General features: G+C 68.1%; 22 protein-coding genes, 1 tRNA gene and 1 other RNA gene. 13 read left to right on the plus strand and 11 right to left on the minus strand.

Going from position 1 to position 20,981, the window contains the following annotated elements:
- Positions 1-17: 17 nt before the first annotated feature.
- The 5 genes from QFZ21_RS01555 to aceE all read right to left on the minus strand — a co-directional run bounded on the left by QFZ21_RS01555 (position 18) and on the right by aceE (position 6,313).
- Entirely contained in the window at positions 18-266 is a 249-nt protein-coding gene (locus QFZ21_RS01555) for an acyl carrier protein (RefSeq protein WP_017202249.1), read from the minus strand.
- A 67-nt stretch (positions 267-333) separates the two neighbouring features.
- On the minus strand, positions 334-1,335 hold the full coding sequence (locus QFZ21_RS01560) for a beta-ketoacyl-ACP synthase III (RefSeq protein ID WP_307373740.1): 1,002 nt from the start codon (positions 1,333-1,335) through the stop codon (positions 334-336).
- Positions 1,332-2,252, minus strand: a complete 921-nt coding sequence (locus tag QFZ21_RS01565; protein ID WP_307373741.1) for an ACP S-malonyltransferase — start codon at positions 2,250-2,252, stop codon at positions 1,332-1,334. Before QFZ21_RS01565 ends, QFZ21_RS01560 begins: the two co-directional genes overlap by 4 nt.
- 100 nt (positions 2,253-2,352) lie before the next feature.
- The gene (locus QFZ21_RS01570) at positions 2,353-3,555 is read right to left on the minus strand and encodes a CdaR family transcriptional regulator (protein WP_307373742.1); all 1,203 of its coding nucleotides are present in this window, start codon (positions 3,553-3,555) and stop codon (positions 2,353-2,355) included.
- A gap of 31 nt (positions 3,556-3,586) precedes the next feature.
- Positions 3,587-6,313 (minus strand): pyruvate dehydrogenase (acetyl-transferring), homodimeric type, encoded by a 2,727-nt coding sequence (aceE, locus tag QFZ21_RS01575; RefSeq protein ID WP_307373743.1) that lies wholly within the window; start codon positions 6,311-6,313, stop codon positions 3,587-3,589.
- A 155-nt stretch (positions 6,314-6,468) separates the two neighbouring features.
- Here aceE and QFZ21_RS01580 point away from each other — a divergent pair.
- From QFZ21_RS01580 to QFZ21_RS01595, 4 genes are all read left to right on the plus strand, one after another.
- Positions 6,469-6,544 (plus strand) — tRNA-Val (locus tag QFZ21_RS01580).
- A gap of 31 nt (positions 6,545-6,575) precedes the next feature.
- Positions 6,576-7,202 carry a DUF1349 domain-containing protein gene (locus QFZ21_RS01585; protein ID WP_307373745.1) on the plus strand — a complete coding sequence of 209 codons (627 nt, stop codon included), beginning with the start codon at positions 6,576-6,578 and terminating at the stop codon, positions 7,200-7,202.
- A 99-nt stretch (positions 7,203-7,301) separates the two neighbouring features.
- The gene (locus QFZ21_RS01590; RefSeq protein ID WP_307373748.1) at positions 7,302-8,066 is read left to right on the plus strand and encodes a class I SAM-dependent methyltransferase; all 765 of its coding nucleotides are present in this window, start codon (positions 7,302-7,304) and stop codon (positions 8,064-8,066) included.
- Between the two features lie 102 nt (positions 8,067-8,168).
- Positions 8,169-9,059 carry a TIGR01777 family oxidoreductase gene (locus tag QFZ21_RS01595; protein ID WP_307373750.1) on the plus strand — a complete coding sequence of 297 codons (891 nt, stop codon included), beginning with the start codon at positions 8,169-8,171 and terminating at the stop codon, positions 9,057-9,059.
- 28 nt (positions 9,060-9,087) lie between these two features.
- Here the strand turns inward: QFZ21_RS01595 and QFZ21_RS01600 are convergent, their stop codons facing one another.
- Positions 9,088-9,852 carry an SDR family oxidoreductase gene (locus tag QFZ21_RS01600; protein ID WP_307373752.1) on the minus strand — a complete coding sequence of 255 codons (765 nt, stop codon included), beginning with the start codon at positions 9,850-9,852 and terminating at the stop codon, positions 9,088-9,090.
- A gap of 100 nt (positions 9,853-9,952) precedes the next feature.
- On the opposite strand from QFZ21_RS01600, the gene QFZ21_RS01605 reads away from it, so the two are divergent.
- Positions 9,953-10,798, plus strand: coding sequence for a helix-turn-helix transcriptional regulator (locus QFZ21_RS01605; protein ID WP_307373754.1), 846 nt, complete (start codon positions 9,953-9,955; stop codon positions 10,796-10,798).
- A gap of 21 nt (positions 10,799-10,819) precedes the next feature.
- On the opposite strand, the gene QFZ21_RS01610 is transcribed toward QFZ21_RS01605, so the two are convergent.
- A complete protein-coding gene (locus tag QFZ21_RS01610) occupies positions 10,820-11,209 on the minus strand; it encodes a DUF2510 domain-containing protein (RefSeq protein WP_307373756.1) in 390 nt (129 codons plus the stop codon).
- Positions 11,210-11,222: 13 nt separating this feature from the next.
- Positions 11,223-12,062, minus strand: a complete 840-nt coding sequence (locus QFZ21_RS01615) for an aldo/keto reductase (protein ID WP_307373757.1) — start codon at positions 12,060-12,062, stop codon at positions 11,223-11,225.
- Positions 12,063-12,189: 127 nt separating this feature from the next.
- On the opposite strand from QFZ21_RS01615, the gene QFZ21_RS01620 reads away from it, so the two are divergent.
- The 4 genes from QFZ21_RS01620 (at position 12,190) to rnpB (ending at position 15,466) form a co-directional block, all read left to right on the plus strand.
- On the plus strand, positions 12,190-12,573 hold the full coding sequence (locus QFZ21_RS01620) for a YchJ family protein (RefSeq protein ID WP_307373759.1): 384 nt from the start codon (positions 12,190-12,192) through the stop codon (positions 12,571-12,573).
- Between the two features lie 37 nt (positions 12,574-12,610).
- The gene (locus QFZ21_RS01625; protein ID WP_307373761.1) at positions 12,611-13,345 is read left to right on the plus strand and encodes a zinc ribbon domain-containing protein; all 735 of its coding nucleotides are present in this window, start codon (positions 12,611-12,613) and stop codon (positions 13,343-13,345) included.
- A gap of 22 nt (positions 13,346-13,367) precedes the next feature.
- Positions 13,368-15,065, plus strand: a complete 1,698-nt coding sequence (locus tag QFZ21_RS01630; protein WP_307373764.1) for a bifunctional 3'-5' exonuclease/DNA polymerase — start codon at positions 13,368-13,370, stop codon at positions 15,063-15,065.
- 44 nt (positions 15,066-15,109) lie between these two features.
- An RNA gene (gene rnpB / locus QFZ21_RS01635) (RNase P RNA component class A) lies at positions 15,110-15,466 on the plus strand.
- A 79-nt stretch (positions 15,467-15,545) separates the two neighbouring features.
- On the opposite strand, the gene QFZ21_RS01640 is transcribed toward rnpB, so the two are convergent.
- Positions 15,546-15,710: a hypothetical protein gene (locus QFZ21_RS01640; RefSeq protein ID WP_307373765.1), complete on the minus strand. Its 165-nt coding sequence runs from the start codon at positions 15,708-15,710 to the stop codon at positions 15,546-15,548.
- A 771-nt stretch (positions 15,711-16,481) separates the two neighbouring features.
- Here QFZ21_RS01640 and QFZ21_RS01645 point away from each other — a divergent pair.
- Complete coding sequence (locus QFZ21_RS01645; protein ID WP_307373768.1) at positions 16,482-16,847, plus strand: hypothetical protein; 366 nt, start codon at positions 16,482-16,484, stop codon at positions 16,845-16,847.
- Positions 16,848-17,007: 160 nt separating this feature from the next.
- On the opposite strand, the gene QFZ21_RS01650 is transcribed toward QFZ21_RS01645, so the two are convergent.
- Positions 17,008-17,811, minus strand: a complete 804-nt coding sequence (locus tag QFZ21_RS01650) for a hypothetical protein (protein WP_307373770.1) — start codon at positions 17,809-17,811, stop codon at positions 17,008-17,010.
- A 171-nt stretch (positions 17,812-17,982) separates the two neighbouring features.
- Between QFZ21_RS01650 and QFZ21_RS21025 the strand changes: the two genes are divergently transcribed.
- The gene (locus tag QFZ21_RS21025) at positions 17,983-18,483 is read left to right on the plus strand and encodes a hypothetical protein (RefSeq protein ID WP_373425988.1); all 501 of its coding nucleotides are present in this window, start codon (positions 17,983-17,985) and stop codon (positions 18,481-18,483) included.
- A 108-nt stretch (positions 18,484-18,591) separates the two neighbouring features.
- On the opposite strand, the gene ppgK is transcribed toward QFZ21_RS21025, so the two are convergent.
- Positions 18,592-19,338 (minus strand): polyphosphate--glucose phosphotransferase, encoded by a 747-nt coding sequence (gene ppgK, locus QFZ21_RS01655; RefSeq protein ID WP_307373772.1) that lies wholly within the window; start codon positions 19,336-19,338, stop codon positions 18,592-18,594.
- Between the two features lie 68 nt (positions 19,339-19,406).
- On the opposite strand from ppgK, the gene QFZ21_RS01660 reads away from it, so the two are divergent.
- Complete coding sequence (locus tag QFZ21_RS01660) at positions 19,407-19,634, plus strand: SPOR domain-containing protein (protein ID WP_307373775.1); 228 nt, start codon at positions 19,407-19,409, stop codon at positions 19,632-19,634.
- 2 nt (positions 19,635-19,636) lie between these two features.
- On the plus strand, positions 19,637-20,974 hold the full coding sequence (gene glnA / locus QFZ21_RS01665; protein ID WP_307373778.1) for a type I glutamate--ammonia ligase: 1,338 nt from the start codon (positions 19,637-19,639) through the stop codon (positions 20,972-20,974).
- The last annotated feature ends 7 nt before the right edge of the window (positions 20,975-20,981 follow it).

A 20,981-nucleotide genomic window follows, 5' to 3' on the forward strand; every position in this document is an offset into this window, starting at 1 on the left:
GTGGCATCCTGCGCGGATTACTCCTGGCCTGCGACGATGAAGTTGACGGCGTCGCCGACGGTCTTCAGGTTCTTGACCTCGTCGTCGGGGATGGTGACGCCGAACTTCTCCTCGGCGTTGACGACGATCGTCATCATCGAGATCGAGTCGATGTCGAGGTCGTCGGTGAACGACTTCTCCAGGGCGACCTCGGAGGCGTTGATGCCGGTCTCGTCGGTGATGAGCTCTGCGAGGCCTGCGAGGACCTCATCGTTGGTGAAAGCCATGTGGTCTTCCTCTTTCTTGCGGGTTGTAATCGGAACCGTGGAACAGTCTAGGGATTCTCGCGCGATCTCAGGGGAGGACGACGACCTGTGCGGCGAAGACGAGCCCGGCGCCGAAGCCGATCTGCAGGGCGAGGCCGCCCGACAGCTCCGGGTGCTCGGCCATGAGTCGGTGACTGGCCAGCGGGATGGATGCCGCCGAGGTGTTGCCGGTCGTCTCGATGTCGCGGGCGATGACCGTCGTCTCCGGCAGCTTCAGCTGCTTGGCGAACTCGTCGATGATGCGCATGTTGGCCTGGTGCGGGATGAACGCGGCGATGTCGGACGGTTCGACGCCCGCCCTGTCGAGTGCTTCGCGCGCGACCTTGGCCATCTCCCACACTGCCCACCGGAAGACGGTCTGGCCCTCCTGGCGGAGGGTGGGCCACGGCACCTCGCCGTCGCGGAACTGCGTGAGCGTGCCGTTCATGCCGACGGCATCCGCCTTGGAGCCGTCGGAGCCCCAGACGGCGGGGGCGATCCCGGGCGTGTCGCTCGGACCGATCAGCGCGGCGCCGGCGCCGTCGCCCAGAAGGAAGGAGATGCTGCGGTCGGCCGGGTCGACGACATCGGAGAGCTTCTCGCTGCCGATGACCAGGGCGTACCGGGCAGCGCCGGCCCTGATCAGGGCATCGGCCTGCGTGACCGCGTAGGAGTATCCCGCGCAGGCTGCGTTGACGTCATAGGCGGCCGCCGGGTTCGCGCCGACGCGATCGGCGACGATCGCCGAGACCGAGGGGCTCTGCTTCGGGTTGCTGATCGTCGCGACGATGACCAGGTCGATCTGGTCGGCGGGGATGCCGGACTTCTCGATGGCCTCGGCGCCCGCGATGGCCGCGAGGTCGATGGCATCGGTGCCCTTGTCGGCACGGACCCGGGTGATGATCCCGGTGCGCTGACGGATCCACTCGTCGCTGGAGTCGATCGGGCCGATGAGGTCGTCGTTCGGTATGGCGTTCTCGCCGCGGGCGGCACCGAACGAATAGATCCGCGTGTAGGCGGGTCCGGTGACCTGCTTCAGGGTGGCGGTCATGCGGCTTCTCCGTTCAGCAGCGCGACGGCTGCGTCGAGATCTTCGGGAGTCTTCACAGCGACGGTCGGCACTCCGCGCAGCCCGCGCTTGGCAAGACCTGTGAGCGCGCCGGCGGGCGCGAGTTCGATGAGGCCGGTGATTCCGTGTTCGGCGAACGAGGCCATGCAGAGATCCCAGCGCACGGGCGAGGACACCTGGTCGACGAGATAGGTGAGCGCCTGCGTGCCGCTCTCCACCTGCGAGCCGTCGCGGTTGGTCCACAGCGGAATCGTGGGGTCGGCGGGTGTCACGGTGCCGATGGCGTCGCGCAGCGCGGCGACCGCGGGGGCCATGTACTCGGTGTGGAAGGCGCCGGCGACCTGCAGCGGGATCACACGAGTGCCCTTGACCGGCTGGGTCGAGAGGGCTTCGAGGCCGGGGAGCTCGCCGGCGACCACGAGCTGGCCGCCGCCGTTGTAGTTGGCGGGGGAGAGCCCGAGTTCCGTCAGCCGCTCGAGGACCGCCTGCTCGTCGCCGCCCAGGACGGCGCTCATGCCGGTCGGGGTCTGTGCCGCGGCATCCGCCATGGCTCGTCCGCGGATGCCGACGAGGCGCATACCGGTCTCCGCGTCGATGACTCCGCTGCCGACCAGCGCCGCGATCTCGCCCACCGAATGTCCGGCGATGCCGTCAGCCGACCGGCCGGCCCGCTGGACCAGCGCGTCGCCGGCGATCAGCGATGCCGCGACGATGAGCGGCTGCGCGACGCGCGTGTCGCGGATGGTGTCAGCATCCGACACCGTGCCGTGCTCGCGGAGGTCGACCTGCGCCGCATCCGAGTAGGCCGCGAGGCGTTCTGCCACTCCGTCGAGCTCGAGCCAAGGGGCGAGGAATCCGGGGGTCTGCGAGCCCTGACCAGGGCATACGACGACAATCACGTACTCAGTCTCTCAGCGTTTCGGGTTATGCGGTGGATGATCCATCACAAGATTCCGAGGATCCCTTGTGTGTGGCGTACAGGCCGTCGGTGCGCGGCGCTCAGCGCTGCGGGCGGCGGAGGGCCGGGCGGCGACGCGCCTGATCGCCCACGCCGATCGATCCGAGGATGAGCGCCGTCTGCAGGATCAGGGCCTCACGCGGCCCCGTGGCATCCCAGCCGATGACCTCGCTCACGCGCTTGAGGCGATAGCGCACGGTGTTCGGGTGCACGAACAGCTCCCGGGCGGTGGCTTCGAGCGAGCGACCGTTGTCGAGGTAGCTCCAGAGAGTGGTGACCAGATCGGTCGAGTGCGCCTGCAACGGGCGGAAGATGCGCTCGATGAGAGTCTGTTTGGCGAGCGGATCTCCGGCGAGCGCGCGTTCGGGGAGGAGGTCGTCCGCCTCCACGGGCCGCGGGGCGCTGCGCCAGGCACGCGCGACAGCGAATCCGGCCAGGGCGGCGCGGGCGCTCTGGCTCGCATCGACGAGAGCGACCACGGCAGGGCCGAGAACCACGTAGCCGGGGCCGAACGACGGTTCGAGGCGCGCGGCGATCTCCTGGAAGCCGAGTTCGTCCTCGACCTCCTCGGTGTCCTGTCCCGCGACTCTGGCGCGGCCGAGCACCAGCACCAGTCGCGATCCCTGCACGCCGATGAGCACGTCGACCGCCAGCTTGCGGGCGGTGCGACGCACGAGGTCGACGTCGAACTGCGGGGGTGTCGTGCCCACCAGGACCGCGACCTCGCCGTGGCCGTGCCAGCCGAGAGCGGCGATGCGGCTGGGCAGCTCCTCGTCGGCTTCACCCGTGAGGATCGAGTCGACGACCAGTGCCTCCAGCCGCGCATCCCAGAGCCCGCGGGCCTCGGCGGCCCTGGCGTAGACGTCGGCGGCGGCGAAGGCCACATCCCGCGAGTACAGCAGGATCGCCTCGCGAAGATCGTTCCCCCGGCCGGCGACGCGCTCCTCTGTCACCTCGACCGTCACCCGGATCAGCTGCAGCGTCTGCTGAAGGCTGACGCTGCGCAGCAGCTCGCGGGGCGCCGCCGCGAAGATGTCGGCCGCGATCCAGGGCGTGGAATTGGGGTCCTCGTACCACTGGATGAACGAGGTGATGCCGGCCTGCGCCACCAGCCCGACCGCCGAGCGGCGGGCTGGTGGCATGTCGGCGTACCACGGAAGTGTGTCTTCCAGCCGCTTGATGGTCACCGAGGCGATGTCGCCGGAGATCCGGCGCAGCCAGGTGAGCGTCGCAGCCTTGTCCATGCTGCGGGAAGACGAACCTGTCACCGAGGGCTCAGCTCTCCCCGCCTGCGTTGCCGCTCGTGCCGGCGTTGACGTCGTGCAGGCTGTACTTCCGGATCGCCTGAGCCGCGAGCGAGCGGTCGACGACGCCGTCCTCCGCCAGCGACTGCAGGGTGCGCACGACGACCGACGGGCCATCGATCTTGAAGAAGCGACGTGCCGCAGCACGGGTGTCGGAGAAACCGAAGCCGTCGGCGCCGAGCGTGGCGAAGCGGTTCGGGACCCACGGGCGGATCTGGTCCTGCACGGCGTGCATGAAGTCGCTCACCGCGACGACCGGACCTTCGGCGCCCTGCAGCTTCTGGGTGAGGTAGGCCGTGCGGGGCTCCTCCTCCGGGTACAGGAAGTTGTGCTCGTCGGCGGCGAGGCCGTCGCGGCGCAGCTCGGTCCACGAGGTGACCGACCAGACGTCGGCGATCACACCCCAGTCGTTCTTCAGCAGCTCCTGCGCCTCGAGGGCCCAGGGGAGTCCGACGCCCGACGCGAACAGCTGAGCACGGGGGCCCTCGCCTTCGCCGACGGACACCCGGTGGATGCCCTTGACGATGCCGTCGACGTCGACGTTCTCCGGCTCTGCCGGCATCACCATCGGCTCGTTGTACACCGTGATGTAGTACATGACGTTCGGGTCTTCGTGGTTCCCGCCGTACATCCGCTCGAGACCCGAGCGCATGATGTGCGCGATCTCGTAGCCGTACGCCGGGTCGTAGGAGACCGTGGCCGGGTTGGTGGCCGCGAGCAGGTGCGAGTGGCCGTCGGCGTGCTGAAGTCCCTCGCCGGTGAGCGTCGTGCGACCGGCCGTGGCGCCGATGATGAACCCGCGGGCCATCTGGTCGCCGGCCGCCCACTGCGCGTCGCCCGTGCGCTGGAATCCGAACATCGAGTAGAAGAGGTAGATCGGGATGAGCGGCTCGCCGTGGGTGGCGTAGGAGGTGCCCGCGGCCGTGAAGGCTGCGAGAGCGCCCGCCTCGTTGATGCCGACGTGCACGATCTGGCCCTGCGGGCTCTCCTTGTAGGCGAGGAGCAGTTCCCGGTCGACCGACGTGTAGTGCTGGCCGTTCGGGTTGTAGATCTTCGCGGTCGGGAAGTACGCGTCCATGCCGAAGGTGCGTGCCTCGTCCGGGATGATCGGCACGATGCGGTGGCCGAAGTCCTTCGAGCGGAGGAGGTCCTTCAACAGGCGGACGAACGCCATGGTGGTGGCGATCTCCTGCGTGCCGGAGCCCTTCTTGGGCAGGGCGTACGCGGCGTCGTCCGGCAGCGAGAGTCCGACGTGCGTCGACCGACGCTCCGGCAGGAAGCCGCCGAGTGCCTGACGACGCTCGAGCATGTACTGGATCGTCTCGTCCTGGGGTCCCGGGTTGTAGTACGGGGGAAGGTACGGGTTCTCCTCGAGCTGCGCGTCCGTGATCGGGATGTGCATCGCATCGCGGAACGTCTTGAGGTTGTCGAGCGTCATCTTCTTCATCTGGTGGGTCGCGTTGCGGCCCTCGAACTGCGGACCGAGGCCGTAGCCCTTGACGGTCTTCGCCAGGATGACGGTGGGCTTGCCCTTGTGCTCGGTCGCGGCCTTGAACGCGGCATAGACCTTGCGGTAGTCGTGACCGCCGCGCTTGAGGTTCCAGATGTCGTCGTCGGAGTAGTCCTTGACGAGGGCTGCGGCACGCTCGTCACGGCCGAAGAAGTGCTCGCGGACGTACGCGCCGGACTCGGCCTTGTACGTCTGGTAGTCGCCGTCGGGGGTGACGTTCATCAGGTTGAGCAGTGCGCCCTCGGTGTCGCGGGCGAGCAGGTCGTCCCACTCGCGGCCCCACACGACCTTGATGACGTTCCAGCCGGCGCCGCGGAAGAACGATTCCAGCTCCTGGACGATCTTGCCGTTGCCGCGCACCGGCCCGTCGAGGCGCTGGAGGTTGCAGTTGACGATGAACGTGAGGTTGTCGAGGCCCTCGTTGGCGGCGACCTGCAGCTGGCCGCGGCTCTCGACCTCGTCCATCTCGCCGTCGCCGAGGAAGGCCCAGACGCGCGAGGCGGAGGTGTCCTTGATGCCGCGGTTCTCGAGGTACTTGTTCGACATCGCCTGGTAGATCGCGTTGATCGGGCCGAGACCCATCGAGACGGTCGGGAACTGCCAGTACTCCGGCATGAGGCGCGGGTGCGGGTAGGAGGGGATGCCGTTCGGGGCGTGCGACTTCTCCTGGCGGAAGCCGTCGAGCTGATCCTCGGTCAGGCGACCCTCGAGGTAGGAACGTGCATAGGTGCCGGGGGAGGCGTGACCCTGCACGAAGATCTGGTCGGCGCCGCCCGCGTGATCCGCACCCTTGAAGAAGTGGTTGAAGCCGACCTCATACAGGGCGGCCGAGGAGGCGTAGGTGGAGATGTGTCCGCCGACCCCGATGCCAGGGCGCTGCGCGCGGTGCACCGTGATCGCGGCGTTCCAGCGGATCCAGGCGCGGTAGCGGCGCTCGACCTCTTCATCACCGGGGAACTCGGGCTCGTTCTCCGGTGCGATGGTGTTGATGTAGTCCGTGGTCGGGACCATCGGCACGCCCAGGTGCAGCTCCTTCGAGCGCTTGAGCAGGCTGAGCATGATCTCTCGGCCACGACCGTGGCCCTTCGCATCCACCAGCTCATCGAGCGACTGCTGCCACTCGCCGGTCTCCTCCGGATCGCTGTCGAGGGGGCCCTGGGAATACGGATCCTGGTCGTGAACAGTCACGGGGTGGAGCCTTTCGTCAAGCTGGCAGGTCATGCCAAGGAAACGGGAAGCGACGCGGGCAGCCTTGTCGGCTGTGCACAACGCGCGCCGGGTTCAGCCTATCCCTCTTCCACGACAGGGGTACGCATCGGACGCCCGATACACTGGACGCACCAGGGCCTTTAGCTCAGCTGGTAGAGCGCCACGTTTACACCGTGGATGTCGTCGGTTCGATCCCGGCAGGGCCCACCAGTCGATGCCGGATCGGGGCTAGCCTGATCGCATGACGGTATACATCCCGAGCATCGAGACCCCGTTCCGCCCGTTCCCAGAAGACCGCTGGTCGGTGGATCCTGCCTCGGGCAGCATCAGCGTGTCCAGCATTCCCGGCACTGACATCTTCACCGACCCGGGCGGCGATGACGGCGACCAAGTCACGTCGTCGACGCTGCACAACGCCGCGACACTTCTGACCGATGCTCCCGCCGGCGACTTCCAGCTGAGCGCGCGCGTCCGCGTCCGCTTCGCAGGCACGTTCGATGCCGGCGTGCTGTTCCTGCGCCACGACCGTGAGACGTGGGCGAAGCTCTGCTTCGAGTTCTCGCCGCGCGGGCAGGGCATGATCGTCAGTGTCGTCAACGATCGCGTGTCCGACGACGCCAACGCCTTCACGGTCGACGGTGATCACGTGCACCTGCGTGTATCTCGGAAGGGGACGGTTTTCGCCTTCCACGCCTCCACGGACGGCGAACGATGGATGCTGATCCGCGCGTTCGCGCTCCCGAACGGCGACAAGACGCTCGAGGTCGGATTCGAGGCCCAGTCACCTCAGAGCGACGGCTGCGACGTCGTCTTCGACGAACCCCGCCTCGTGGAGCGCACGATCTCCGACTTCCGCGACGAGTCGTGAACCACGGTTCTTCTCTCTGGTGATCACCGACCAGCCCCGCGCCCGGGTCGACACGGGACACATGTCTTCGTGCGTGCTTGACCGGATTCCCGAGAACCGATGATCGACGCGGAAGACTCCGAGTGGTCGGCCATCGCCGACGTGTGGGCGGAGCTGTGGGGAAGCTTCGCCGATCCGTCGCGTGGCGTCGTCATCGATGCCACCGGGATCGGACCCGGTTCGCGCGTGCTCGACGTGGGATGCGGGAGCGGGGAGTTCCTGGCGATGCTGGGCACACTCGGAGCAGAGGCGGCGGGCATCGATCCCGCCCGGCGCATGGTCGAGATCGCCCGAGCGGCTGCCCCCGCGGCGGATGTACGTGTGGGCGCGGCAGAGGAGCTGCCCTGGCCCGATGCCTCGTTCGATGTCGTGACCGCCTTCAACGCGCTGCAGTTCGCCGAGGACACCCTCGATGCGCTCGCGGAGATGCACCGGGTGACCGCACCCGGAGGCCTCGTCGCGATCGTGAACTGGGCCGAGCGCGACCGGAACGACCTCGACGCGATCGATACCGCCGTCGCGGCCGCCGAGGGCGATGAGCCGACGCCGGACGGGGAGCTCCGTCGGGAGGGCGGCGTGGCGCAGCTCCTCGCGGACGGCGGGTTCGAGGTGGTGTCCGCCGGGCTCGTCGAGATGCCCTGGGAGGCGCCGGATGCGAAGACGCTGCTGCGGGGTGTGCTGATGGGCGAGGATGCCGACATCGTCTCCGAGATCGCACCTGTCGTGCTCGCAGCGGCTGAGTCGTTCCGGACGGAGACCGGCGCATACCGCCTGGTCAACGCCTTCCGCTACGCGGTGGCCCGTCGTCCCGCTGCAGCGAGATGACCTCGGATCATCCGCGGGCGCAGTCACCCACGGGCATAGTGTGGACACCACTCACACCGTGAGCGAACGATCAGTGCAGGGGAACGGACACCGGGAGCGATCATGGCGCGACGCATCGTCATCAGTGGGGCATCCGGTCTGATCGGAAGTGCGCTGACCTCTTCGCTCCGCTCGGACGGCGCCGAGGTCATCACGCTCGTCCGCCGCCCGCCGAGGAGCGACACGGAGCGGCAGTGGGCGCCGGGGGAGCGCGACCTCGATCCCGATGTGTTCGCCGGTGCGGAAGCGGTCGTCGCGCTGGGAGGCGCGAGCGTCGGACGCCTGCCGTGGACACCCCGCTACCGCGACGAACTCGTCGACTCTCGATTGAAGAGCACCCGCACGATCACGACCGCCCTTCGCGCCCTGCGCGATGACGCGCCCGCCCTCGTCTCGGCATCCGCCGTCGGCTACTACGGATCGGCCCCGGGCGAGACGCTGACTGAGGACTCTCCGGCCGGAGGGACCTTCCTCGCGCAGCTGTGCGTCCAGTGGGAGGGGGAAGCGCTCCGGGCCGCTGATCACACCCGCGTCGCTCTGCTGCGCACCGCCCCGGTCATCCATCGCCAGGGCGTGCTCAAGCCGCTCATCCAGCTCACGCGCTTCGGAGTCGCCGGGCCGATCGGGCCCGGAACGCAGATCTGGCCGTGGATGTCGCTGGAGGACGAGGTGCGCGCGATCCGCCACGTCATCGATGCGAAGATCGGCGGCCCCGTGAATCTCACCGGTCCGACGCCGGCATCCGCCAATGACATCGGCCGAGCGCTCGCCCGCGAGATGCACCGCCCGTTCTGGCTCCCTGCTCCCACCTGGGCCCTGCGTCTGGCGCTGAGCGCCGCGGCGGCCGACTCGCTCCTGGTGTCGGACGCCGATGTGCGCCCGACGGTGCTGGAGAAGACCGGGTTCCACTTCACGCACCCCACCGCGGCGGAGGCGGTTCACTCCGCCGTGTGATCCGCCTCCGCGCAGGGTCGATCCGCGCTCAGTGCCCGTGGGGGTCGAGGCGATTGATCGTCGACACCACCTGGTCGTAGTCGCCGCGAGCCTCGCCGTACCTCAGGAACTTCACGTTCTCGACCTGGATCTCGGTCGCGTCGGGCTGTGCCTCGAGCAGCTCCATCACCTCGGAGACGAAGTCATCGAGCGGCATGGCGAAATCGCTCTCCTTCTGCCCGGGCAGCAGATCGGTCTGCACGGACGGCGGCTCGAGCTCGACGACCTTCACCGTCGATCCCGCGAGTTGCAGGCGGAGCGACTCGCTGAGCATGTGGATGGCCGCCTTGCTCGCGTTGTAGCTGGGCGTCGCCTTCAAGGGAGCGAACGCCAGGCCGGAGGACACGGTCATGATCGTGGCATCCGGCACGCTGCGCAGATGCTCGATGAAAGCACCGATGAGGCGGATCGGACCCAGGACGTTCGTGGTGATCGTCTCCTCGGCGGTCGCGAGGAACCCGGAGGGCGCCGACCAGTCCTCGACACGCATCACGCCGGCCATCGTGATGACGACGTTCAGGCTCGGGTGGGCGGTGATCACCTCGGATGCGGCGGAGCGGATGCTGTCGGCATCCGTCGTGTCGATCTGCACGGTGTGGATTCCCGGGTCCTCCGCAGCGATCGTGCGGAGCAGCTCGGCGCGTCGTCCGCCGACGATCACGGTGTTCCCCTTCGCGCGCAGTGCACGAGCGAGGGCGAGGCCGATGCCGCTGGTGGCGCCGGGGATGAAGATGGTGTTTCCGCTGATGTTCATGTCTCCACCCTCGGCTCCCATCCGAGGGCGCACCAGGGACGGGTCATCCAGGGATCGGCGGTCCCTGGATGGACCCGCTGCCGGGAGGGATACTGAACGGATGGATCGAGACGCGCTCGCTGAATTCCTCCTGCGGCGACGGGAGAGCCTGAGGCCGTCCGACGTGGGTCTGAGCGAAGGGGCGCGGCGACGGACGCCGGGACTGCGCCGGGAGGAGGTCGCCCAGCTCGCGGCGATGTCGACCGACTACTACACCCGCCTCGAGCAGCGTCGGGGGCCGCAGCCGAGCATCCAGATCGTCGCAGCGCTGGCGCGGGCGCTGCGGCTCACTTCCGACGAGCGCGACTACCTGCACCGGATCGCGGGGTACAGCGCGCCGGACCGCTCGGTCTTCACCGATTACGTGCGCCCCGGCCTGCAGCGCATCCTCGACCGCTTGCACGATTCACCCGCGTTCGTCGTCTCGGGGCTCGATGAGGTGCTGGTGCAGAACGACGCCGCCCGCGCGCTCCTCGGCGACGCGAGTCACCTGCGGGGGCTCGAGCGCAGTGGGATCTACCGCTGGTTCGCTCGCCCCGGCACCGAACGGGGTCGCTATCCCGAGGCCGATCACGCCCGGCAGAGTCGCTCGCTGGTCGCGTCACTGCGGGCAGCGCATGGCGCGGAGGGCACACGTGCCCGCGCCGCCGAGATCGTCCGCGAACTCACCCCGCGCAGTCCGGAGTTCGTCGAGCTGTGGGAGACGCACGAGGTGCGCCGCCGCTTCGAGGAGCACAAGGTGCTCATCCATCCGGAACTCGGCGAGATCGAGGTCGACTGCCAGGCCCTGTTCACCGAGGACGAGTCCCAGGCGCTGATCGTGCTCACCGCCGCGCCGGGGAGTGAAGCCGCCGGCAAGCTCGAGCTGGTCCGCGTCCTCGGCACTCAGACCGTGCACTCGTCCTGAGCCGCGACGCGCGGCTGCGGATCAGGTGAGGCGCTCGAAGACCAGGGTCGCCTGGATCCGATCGCCGCCGCCGAAGCCGGCGCTCCCGGAGGACGCCGTGGTGATCGTGTGCAGGCGGTACCCGAGCGCGGCCTGGGCGTTGATGGCGCGTTCGAGCTCGGTGAGGTTGCCGGACCCGGAGCCCCACATCTTCTCCTTGAGCACGACCTGCAGCACGACATAGCTCATGCCGGTCGCCGCGGGCCGGGGCTGGGCGCCCGACACGGCATCCGCCTGGATCCTGTTGATGACCCCGTTCAGCCCCGGCTCCTCGGGAGGCGGGGGCTGCACGGTGTCGGTCCAGTTCTGACCGTCCCACCATCGGGTCGTTCCGGAGCCGTCGTCGTACCAGCCGGCCTGTGTCGCGGTCATCGTCTTCTTCCCGTCAGGATTCTTCGTGGGTCCGCGGATCGGCGTCGAACAGCCGTCCGTCCGGTCGTCCGAGAGCCGTGATCGCCGCGACCTCCGCGTCGTCGAGGACGATCTCGGCGGCGGCGAGGTTCGAGACCTGGTGCTCGAGGGACGATGCCTTCGGGATGGACACGACCTCGCGTGCGACGTGCCAGGCGAGCACCGCCTGCACCGGGGTGATGCCGTGCGCGGCCGCGACCTCGGCCACGACAGCCTCCTCCACCAGCTCGCGAGCCCGCCCGAGCGGGCTCCACGCCTCGGTCAGGATGCCGTGCTCGCGGTGGTAGGCCAGCTGCTCCTCCTGAGGGAAATAGGGGTGCAGCTCGATCTGGTTCACGACCGGTCGCACGCCGGTCTCGCGTTCGATGCGCTCGAGGTGCTCGGGGAGGAAGTTCGACACGCCGATCTGCCGCACGATGCCCCGCTCCTGCGCGTCGACGAGGGCGGCCCAGGCCTGCACGTACTCGTCCTGGCTCGGGTTCGGCCAGTGGATGAGGTGGAGGTCGGTGATGTCCAGGCCGAGTCGCGAGCGGCTCTCCTCGATGCTCGTCCGCGCCTTCTCGGTCGGATGGTGGCGGCCGGGCAGCTTCGTGGTGACGATGATCTCTTCACGAGGAGCGTCGGATGCCGCGACGCCGAGGCCCACCGACCCCTCGTTCTCGTAGTTGAAAGCACTGTCGACCAGCCGGTAGCCGGCATCGAGGGCTCCGGCGACGGCGGCAGCGCCCTCGTCGCCGTTCAGTGCGTAAGTGCCGAGACCGATGGCCGGCAGCGCGAAGCCGTTGTGGGCGGTGAAGGTGGGAACAGCGGGCATCGGATCTCCTTCGGGAAGTGTTCCCCCAGCGTAGGCCTTGCGGTTCGGGCACGTCAGCGCTCGACTGTTGGGTCAGGACACCGGCGTGCGGGATCATGGCTCTCATGACTCTCGGCGCCGGACTCCCATGACAGATTCCGTACGATGCCCGTGTCTCTCCGGGAACACGTTCGATTCCTGCTGTGGGCCGCTCTTGCAGGGGGCTGCCGCACCCACGGCGGAGCGGCTGATGCGGTCCCGGTTCACCGCGTTCAGCCGAGAGGATGCCGCGTACCTGCTGCGCACCTGGCATCCGACGACACGGCCCCTCGCCGTCGATTTCGACCCAGGGCTGCGCTGGCTGCGGCTGGTGATCCTCGATCGCGTGGCCGGCGGACCGTTCGACGATGAGGGCGTCGTCGAGTTCGAGGCGCACTGGGTGCAGGATGCCGAGCGCGGAGCGCTGCACGAGCGCAGTCGCTTCGTGCGTGAGGAACGGCAGTGGTACTACCTCGACGGCGACGTGCGATGACCGGCGGGATGTCGCGGCAGCGGCTAGATTTGAGAGCGTGAACGCCACCCCCGAAGACCAGCGCACCCTGCTCGACATCGCCGACCTCGACCGGCGCATCGCGCAGGCGGAGCGTGCGCGCACGAAGCCTGCCCAGGCGGCGCGGATCAGCGAGCTCGTCGCCATCCGCCAGGATCAGCTCCGGGAGCTCACCTCGCTGACCGGCACCCGCGACGACGTGCGCACCGAGCTGAAGCGGCTGGAGTCCGACGTCGCCGTCGTCGAGCAGCGCCGCAACCGCGACGCCGAGCGGCTGGCCGCATCGACGAGCGCGAAGGACGCGCAGGCGCTCGAGCACGAGCTCGCCAGCCTCGCCCGCCGCCAGAGCGACCTGGAGGATGCCGAGCTCGACGTCATGGGGCGTCTCGAAGAGGCCGAGGCCGCCGTCGCCGCTCAGCAGGCCCTGCTCGAGACCACGACCGCCGAGGGGACAGCTCTCACCTCGCAGGCGAAGGCCGATGTCGCGGCCGCCACGGATCAGGGCACGCAGCTCGCGCGCGACCGGGCCGCCGTCGCGGCGACCGTGTCGGCAGACCTGCTGGCCGAGTACACCCGCCGCGCCGCGAACAGCGCCGGCGCGGCTCTGCTGACCCGCGGCACATGCAACGGCTGCCGCATGCAGCTGCCCAGCACCGACCTGAACGACGTGCGCCGCGCGCCGGCCGACCTCGTCGTCACGTGCCCGGAGTGCGGCTGCATCCTCGTGCGCACCGAAGAATCCGGGCTCGCTTGAGCGGGGCCCGCACGCGCCGTCGATGAGTTCGTCGACGTCGCACGAGCGGCGCATCGCGTTGGTGGCCGTCGGGAGCGATGAGTTCGCGGCCGTCGAGCTCGATGAGGGCGACGCTGAGCGCAGTCGCGTCCTCCTGTCCGGTGAGCAGCTCCTCGCCTGGGTGGCCGAGACCGAACGATCTGCCGCGCCGCGCTGGATCATTCGCAGTGCGCGGGACATCTATCCGCGTCTCCTCGGCGGCGAAGTCCGCCTGGGACGGACGCACGACCTGCTGCTCTGCCACGCGATCCTGCGCGACACCGATGCGGTGGCCCGGCCTCTCCCGCCCTCACCGGCCTGGGTTCGTCGCGAGCCCGACGATGCGGCCCCCGCGCTGTTCGACGTCATCGAGCACGACGCCGGGGACGACCCCGTGACCGAGGTGCTCGAGCAGTTCCGTGCGCAGCGCCGGGTCATCGCGCAGGAGCGGGGCGGTCGGCTGACCCTCCTGTGCGCGGCCGAATCGGCCGGCGGGCTGATCGCGGAGGAGATGCGCGCGGCGGGGCTGCCGTGGGACGAGGGCGTGCATGACGCGATCCTGACCGAGACGCTCGGCACGCGCCCGATAGCCGGAGGTCTGCCCAGCAGGATGGTGGAGCTCGGCGACCGGGTGCGGGCGATCCTCAGCGACTCGACCCTGCACCTCGACAGCCAGCCGAAGCTGCTCCGCGCCCTGCACCGCGTCGGTGTGCAGGTGGAGTCCACCAGCCGGTGGGAGCTCGCGAATCAGTCGCACGCGGTCGTGGAGCCGCTGCTCGCCTACAAGAAGCTCTCGCGGCTCCTCAGCGCCAACGGGTGGGCGTGGCTGGCCGAGTGGGTGCACGACCGGCGGTTCCGTCCGGTGTACATCCCCGGCGGGGTGGTGACCGGCCGGTGGGCGTCGGCGGGTGGCGGGGCGCTGCAGCTGCCGCGGAGCCTGCGCCCTGCCGTGCGCGCCGACCCCGGCTGGACGTTGATCGTCGCCGACGTGGCACAGCTGGAACCGCGGATGCTGGCCGCCATGGCGTCGGATTCGGCGATGGCCGAGGCCGCCAGGGGGAGCGACCTGTACGCGGGCGTCGTCGCCTCCGGCGCCGTCGGCACCCGCGAGGAGGCGAAGTACGCCGTGCTGGGTGCGATGTACGGCGCCACCACGGGGGACAGCGGCCGCCTCGTGCCGCGGCTCCGGAAGGTCTATCCCCGTGCGATGGCGCTCGTCGACAAGGCCGCACGCACCGGCGAGGACGGGGGAGTCGTCTCCACCTGGCTCGGCCGTTCGTCCCCTCGCCCCTCCATCCAGTGGGCGGACCTGCAGTCGAGAGCGACAAGCGCCGACGCCGATCCCGCCGAGGTCGCCCTCGCGCGGCGGCGTGCGCGGGATTGGGGGCGCTTCACCCGCAACTTCATCGTCCAGGGAACGGCCGCCGAGTGGTCGCTGATCTGGTTGGCCGAGATCCGGCACCGGCTGCAGCGCGCGCCGGAGGCGGCGGTCCCTGCCGTCTCGTCAGGACCGTTCGCCCGCCGGCCCCACCTCGCGTTCTTCCTGCACGACGAGGTCATCCTGCATGTGCCGGAGGAACAGGCCGAGGCTGCGGCCGACGCGGTGCGCGTGGCCGCGGCGGTGGCCACGCGCCGGCTGTTCGGCGACTTCCCCATCGATGTGCCGCTCGATCTGCGGATCGCGGAGTCGGCGGAAAAGTGATCGCGGTCGCCGCTCGCCGGGAGAAAGTAGACTGAGCACGCGAATGGGTCGACTGGACGGTCGCGTGGCGGGCAACCGCACCGAGGAACGTCCGGGCTCCACAGGGCAGGGCGGTGGGTAACACCCACCCGGAGTGATCCGCGAGAAAGTGCCACAGAGAGCAGACCGCCCCGCAAGGGGTAAGGGTGAAAGGGTGGTGTAAGAGACCACCGGGGGCCATGGTGACATGGCCCGCCAGGTAAACCTCGCCCGGAGCAAGGTCAGACAGAGGATGTTGACGCGGCCCGCCGAGTCCTCGGGTAGACCGCTGGAGCGGCACGGCAACGTGTCGCCGAGACAGATGGCCGTCGAAGGGGCGAAGAACCCCGGAACAGAACCCGGCGTACAGGTCGGCCCATTCGCATTAACCCACTTGATCAGGGACTTACCTGATTAAGATGGCACATAGTCCGCACATAGTCCGCAGAGAGTCCGCATCAGTCAGGGATCACCGGGCTCGTCCTCAAGACGGCTCGAGAGGGCCGAGTGCAATAGACGGCGTGCCCAAGGCGGCATTCGGAGCGTGAGGGCCTGGGTGTCCTCCGACGAAAGCCCGTGCTCCAGGGTGACGGTGAACTCGGGTTTGGCGTCCACGTGGATCGTCATCCGCTGGATGCTCGTCGGGATGTCGCCCTCGAGTAGGAGCGCTCGTCCCTCGGATGCGTACCTGTCACCGCCGTTCAGTCGGGCCGCGTGCTCGTGGCAGACGCCCCGCTCTCGAATGTCTGACCCATCTCCGGTGGCGAAGGCCGTCTCGGCTACGTTCAGGCAGCGCTCCGCAGCACTGCGCACGCGGGAGCATCGATCATGGATGAAAGGGTAGCGTCCGAAGCCCACATGCGCCGCGGAGGTCCTCGACGACGGGCAGTGCTTCGACGGCGTGGGGCGGACTCGCTTTGCGGAGCCCTTCACGGACGGTGGTGGCTCGGCTGTCGCCTTGACGACGAGCTCGATGGGTTCCGTGCGGACCTTAGGTCTGACGGAAGGGTCGGCCCATGGCGGATCGCAGGAAGACTCACTCGTCTCTACGAAGCCATCAAGGAAGACCCCGCGCCCCTATCCAGAGACACCGCCGACGACTTCATCAAGACCGCCGACAATCTCCGATCCACACTCGAGAGCGCGCAGAACCACATACTCACATCGCCCCCAGCAGCAGAACCAGACTCAGGGGCCGACCCCACCACCGACACCAGTGCCTAACGCTCGCGCTCGCCGCAGCGGATCGATCCGGCACCTCGTTGAAATCGGATCGACGTAGCCGAGCGTTTCGATCTCACGGAGCGGGCTTGTGGTGGTCGAGGGCCCGAACCCGCTCGATATCATGAGCGGATGGTCGTTCCCGCCGCCCCAGTACGAGCGCCCAGAGCGTTCCAGATGATGTGGGTGATCGGCTTCCTGATCGGAACGACCACGCACACGGCAGATCTGATCGTCGGCGGATTGGACGTCTACACCGGCTTCCCGCCTGGACTCCGGCTGTTCTGGGTGACACTCACGATTCTGGATCCCGTCACCGCTGTGTTGATCTACCTTCGACGGCGCTCCGGCATCGTGCTCGGCGTCACCGTGATGGTCGTCGACATCGCAGTGAACTGGACCGTCTTCATTCTGGTCGGCGGACTCTCGTGGTTTGGGATCATGAGTCAAAGCCTGTTCGCAGTGCTCACCTTCGTCACGGCACGCACCCTTTGGTTATGGTTCGGTCAATCTTCCGCACGGGGCGTCAACGTGAATGGGTAGAGCTGATCGACTTGCGGGCCCAGAGCACACCAAGGGATGACTGAGACTGGGGTCGTCGCGCTCCGCGTTCTGAGCCTCCGCCGAGCCTGCGGGGGGACGCAGCGTGCCGGAAGGTGTCGGCGGTCAAGCCGGTACCCGTACCCCCGCGCCGGAACGCTGGCTACGGCGTGATCAGCCATTCGAGGAACGACCGAGCTTCAGCCTCGTCCAGGATGACGCCAGCCTCGCTGCTTTCACGGATCAGTTGCGCGATTCCCGCATCTGTAACCGTTCCGCCGTCCAGTCCCCAGTTCGAGCGCGACTTCTCTTGCTGCTCCGGGCTCGCCTGATCCCACAGATAGATCATCGATTCGACGTCGGGCGTAAGTGCGTCGGCACCCTCAGCCGAATCGGAGCCTCCGAGATCCACAGCTTCGCCGAATGTTTCGATCGCTGCGGCTTCTCCCATGCCGAGCGACACGAGGACAGTCTCTACCTCATCGCCCTCGGAGACGACGAAGGTCTGGGCGAATGCCGCTTCACCTCCGGCGAGCATCTTCGGAGCGGCGTTGAGCGAGCGGAACTCGTCGTCGAGCAGGTATTCATCATCAAGGAAGACACCGTTCACGATGGCTTGGACGTTGAGCTCGGACGCGGGTTCGACCGGGTCACCGCCGACGCGAGTGATCGACCCCGCTACGGTCACGTAGCGCGTGCCGGACTGTTCCAACGGGAAGAGGTCCGAAAGGCGCGTTGGAGCCTCTTGAGGCGCCTGAACGGTAACTTCCCACACGGACCCATCGAACTCGAGTGTCACAGTCTCCCCGAAGGCGTGAGATGCGCTCTCAACTTCGGTGGGATTTTCAGACTCGCTGACGCTCGGGGCCGGCGACGGCGCACCAGGTGTCTCGGCAGGAGTTGAACATCCCGCCACTAGAAGGCCGACTACTGCCAGGCCGACGAGGGCCCCGATCTTGCTGTGCATGACGGGAAGCCTATCTGGCGGCCGTCGCGCAACTCGTTCGGTCCTGCACTCGTAAGAATTTCGAGGCGCGAGCGGTGGCAGCACGTCACCTCTGCCGCCTCACACGTCATATTCGACGTACGAGGCGGCGGCTGGCGTAATACGCGCATACCCGAGAACTATGGTCTCGACATGGCTACACGTCGCGTCAGGGGGACCGGCACCGTCTTTCAGGATCAACGCGGATATTGGACGGTGGCGTTGCCGCTCCCATCGCAGGACGGCACGCGAAAGCGGAGCGTCAAGCGGTTCAAGAGCCGAGGTGCGGCTCTGGAGCACCTTCGTGATTTTGAACGGTCAATCCAGGGAACGGACTTGCCGCGTAGCGCTGAATACCCATCTGGAGCTGGTGTCACCACTGTCGGAGAGTGGTTCGAATACTGGCTCGCCGAGTGCGTGTACCCGCAACTGAGACCGCGGACGGCCGACGGATACAGAAGCGCCGTTATCACCCACATCGTGCCCGCGCTCGGGGCCGGGACGTCGTTGTCCTCGGTTCGCGCGACAGACATTCGTCGCATGCAGCACCTGGTGAGAGAAGGCCTGGCTGCGACCACCGTTCGCAACGGTCAACGGGTTAATTCCCGATCAGACCGAAGAATCCACCAGCGCCAACGGTCGTCAACCATCTAGGCTCCGTACCCGGCGTACAGGTCGGCCCATTCGCCCTCGCACGAACGAAGGCCCCGCTGCATCAGCGGGGCCTTCCTCGTGAAATGGGTTCCTGAGCCTGTCGAAGGATCAGTCGCCGGCGAGGGAGGCCGCGCCGATGATGCCCGAGTTGTTGCGGTGGATCGCCGGGACGATCGGGGTCTTGAGGTCCAGCAGGGGAAGGAAGTCCCCGGCGTTCTTGGACACGCCGCCGCCGACCACGAACAGGTCGGGGCTGAAGAGGAACTCGATGTGCGAGTAGAAGGCCTGCAGGCGCTCGGCCCAGGCTTCCCAGCTGAGGTTCTCGCGCTCGCGCGCCGAGGTCGCCGCCCACTGCTCGACGGACTCGAACTCGCCGAAGTTGAGGTGGCCGAGCTCGGTGTTCGGGAGCAGCACGCCGTCGTAGATGAAGGCCGAGCCGATACCGGTGCCGAGCGTGGTCAGGAGGGTCAGGCCGCGCACATCCCGCGCCGCGCCGTGGCGTGCTTCGGCGACGCCGGCGGCATCCGCATCGTTCACGAAGACGATGTTGCGTCCGAGGCCGTCGCGGAAGAACCGCTCCGCGTCGAAGTCGACCCATTCCTTCGAGACGTTTGCCGCAGACAGCGTCTTCCCGCGCTTGACGATCGCGGGGAAGGCGACACCGAGCGGGAGGGTCGAGTCGTGCACGTCGAGCGTCTTCAGGACGGACTGCACGGCCACGAGCACATCCTGCGGGGATGCGCCCTCGGGAGTGGGGACGCGCACCCTGTCGGAGGCCATCGTGCCGTGCGCCAGGTCGACGAGTCCTGCTTTGATTCCCGTGCCGCCGATGTCGACGCCGATCGCTTTTGCCATGAGCATTAGCTTAGCGACCGCCGCACACGCCAGTAGGATCGATGACATCACGCGAGGAAGGGACAGCCATGTCTGACGGCGACGCAAAGTACTGGTACAACTCAGAGACCGGTCAGGTCGAGTTCGGCATGATCTCGCCGTCGGTGGACCGTGTCGGTCCCTTCGACACCGAGGCGGAGGCCGCTCGTGCCCCCGAGGTCGTCAAGGAGCGTTCGCGCGCCTGGGCCGAGGAGGAGGCCGCGGAGCAGGGCTGGGATGCGAAGAGCGGCGACGCAAAGGGCCAGGGCGCAGAGTAGTCATGGACAAGCAGAGGGACTTCGTCCTCCGGACGATCGAGGAGCGCGGCGTCAAGTTCGTGCGGCTGTGGTTCACCGACGTCATCGGCACGTTGAAGTCCGTCGCGATCGCGCCGGCCGAGGTCGAGGGAGCCTTCGCTGAGGGCATCGGCTTCGACGGCTCGGCGATCGAGGGACTGACCCGCACCTACGAGTCGGACCTGCTCGCACAGCCCGACCCGACGACCTTCCAGACGCTGCCATGGCGCGGAGAGATCGACCCGACGGGACGGATGTTCTGCGACATCACGACGCCCGACGGGCAGCCGGCGGTCGCCGACCCCCGCCACGTGCTCAAGCGCACGCTCGCGAAGGCCGCCGACGCCGGGTTCACGTTCTACACGCACCCCGAGATCGAGTTCTACCTGCTGAAGTCGTCGTCGTTCGGGCCCGAGGGCCCCGTCCCCGTGGACTCCGCCGGGTATTTCGACAACGTTCCCGGTGGCACCGCGCACGATTTCCGCCGGCGTTCGGTGCGGATGCTGGAAGATCTGGGCATCTCGGTCGAGTTCAGCCATCACGAGGGCGGCCCGGGGCAGAACGAGATCGACCTGCGCTACGCCGACGCGCTGACGACCGCCGACAACATCATGACCTTCCGCACGGTGATCAAGGAGGTGGCGATCGAGCAGGGCGTCTACGCGACGTTCATGCCGAAGCCGCTCAGCGGTCAGCCCGGCAGCGGCATGCATACGCACATGTCCCTGTTCGAGGGCGACCAGAACGCCTTCTACGAGGAGGGCGCGAAGTATCAGCTCTCCAAGACCGGCCGGCACTTCATCGCGGGTCTTCTCCGGCACGCGAACGAGATCGCCGCGGTCACCAACCAGTTCGTCAACTCGTACAAGCGGCTCTGGGGCGGCGACGAGGCTCCGAGCTTCATCACCTGGGGCCACAACAACCGTTCCGCGCTGGTGCGCGTGCCGATGTACAAGCCCAACAAGGGACAGTCGTCACGCGTCGAGTACCGTGCGCTGGACTCGGCGGCGAACCCCTACCTGGCGTACGCGCTCCTGCTCGCCGCCGGCCTCAAAGGCATCGAAGAGGGCTACGAGCTCCCGCCCGAGGCGGAGGACAACGTCTGGGCGCTGAGCGACGCCGAGCGGCGTGCGCTGGGCTACTCGGCACTGCCCGCGAGTCTCGACCACGCGCTCGAGTACATGGAGGCCTCTGAGCTCGTCGCCGAGACGCTGGGGGAGCAGGTCTTCAACTACGTGCTCCTCAACAAGCGCAAGGAGTGGGAGGCCTACCGCGGCCAGGTCACTCCGCTGGAGCTGAAGAACAACCTCGAACTGCTCTGAGGGACGC

It is taken from the genome of Microbacterium sp. W4I20 (assembly GCF_030816505.1).
GTDB lineage: Bacteria > Actinomycetota > Actinomycetes > Actinomycetales > Microbacteriaceae > Microbacterium.

Coding starts and splice junctions, on each gene's coding strand:
- QFZ21_RS01590 (WP_307373748.1), top strand. CDS start 7,302: ATGATCGACGCGGAAGACTCCGAGTGGTCGGCCATCGCCGACGTGTGG.
- QFZ21_RS21025 (WP_373425988.1), top strand. CDS start 17,983: ATGGCTACACGTCGCGTCAGGGGGACCGGCACCGTCTTTCAGGATCAA.
- QFZ21_RS01570 (WP_307373742.1), bottom strand. CDS start 3,555: ATGGACAAGGCTGCGACGCTCACCTGGCTGCGCCGGATCTCCGGCGAC.
- QFZ21_RS01645 (WP_307373768.1), top strand. CDS start 16,482: ATGATGTGGGTGATCGGCTTCCTGATCGGAACGACCACGCACACGGCA.
- QFZ21_RS01630 (WP_307373764.1), top strand. CDS start 13,368: ATGAGTTCGTCGACGTCGCACGAGCGGCGCATCGCGTTGGTGGCCGTC.
- QFZ21_RS01605 (WP_307373754.1), top strand. CDS start 9,953: ATGGATCGAGACGCGCTCGCTGAATTCCTCCTGCGGCGACGGGAGAGC.
- QFZ21_RS01650 (WP_307373770.1), bottom strand. CDS start 17,811: ATGCACAGCAAGATCGGGGCCCTCGTCGGCCTGGCAGTAGTCGGCCTT.
- QFZ21_RS01585 (WP_307373745.1), top strand. CDS start 6,576: ATGACGGTATACATCCCGAGCATCGAGACCCCGTTCCGCCCGTTCCCA.
- QFZ21_RS01560 (WP_307373740.1), bottom strand. CDS start 1,335: ATGACCGCCACCCTGAAGCAGGTCACCGGACCCGCCTACACGCGGATC.
- QFZ21_RS01610 (WP_307373756.1), bottom strand. CDS start 11,209: ATGACCGCGACACAGGCCGGCTGGTACGACGACGGCTCCGGAACGACC.
- QFZ21_RS01640 (WP_307373765.1), bottom strand. CDS start 15,710: ATGACGATCCACGTGGACGCCAAACCCGAGTTCACCGTCACCCTGGAG.
- glnA (WP_307373778.1), top strand. CDS start 19,637: ATGGACAAGCAGAGGGACTTCGTCCTCCGGACGATCGAGGAGCGCGGC.
- QFZ21_RS01615 (WP_307373757.1), bottom strand. CDS start 12,062: ATGCCCGCTGTTCCCACCTTCACCGCCCACAACGGCTTCGCGCTGCCG.
- ppgK (WP_307373772.1), bottom strand. CDS start 19,338: ATGGCAAAAGCGATCGGCGTCGACATCGGCGGCACGGGAATCAAAGCA.
- QFZ21_RS01555 (WP_017202249.1), bottom strand. CDS start 266: ATGGCTTTCACCAACGATGAGGTCCTCGCAGGCCTCGCAGAGCTCATC.
- QFZ21_RS01660 (WP_307373775.1), top strand. CDS start 19,407: ATGTCTGACGGCGACGCAAAGTACTGGTACAACTCAGAGACCGGTCAG.
- QFZ21_RS01595 (WP_307373750.1), top strand. CDS start 8,169: ATGGCGCGACGCATCGTCATCAGTGGGGCATCCGGTCTGATCGGAAGT.
- QFZ21_RS01620 (WP_307373759.1), top strand. CDS start 12,190: ATGACAGATTCCGTACGATGCCCGTGTCTCTCCGGGAACACGTTCGAT.
- QFZ21_RS01600 (WP_307373752.1), bottom strand. CDS start 9,852: ATGAACATCAGCGGAAACACCATCTTCATCCCCGGCGCCACCAGCGGC.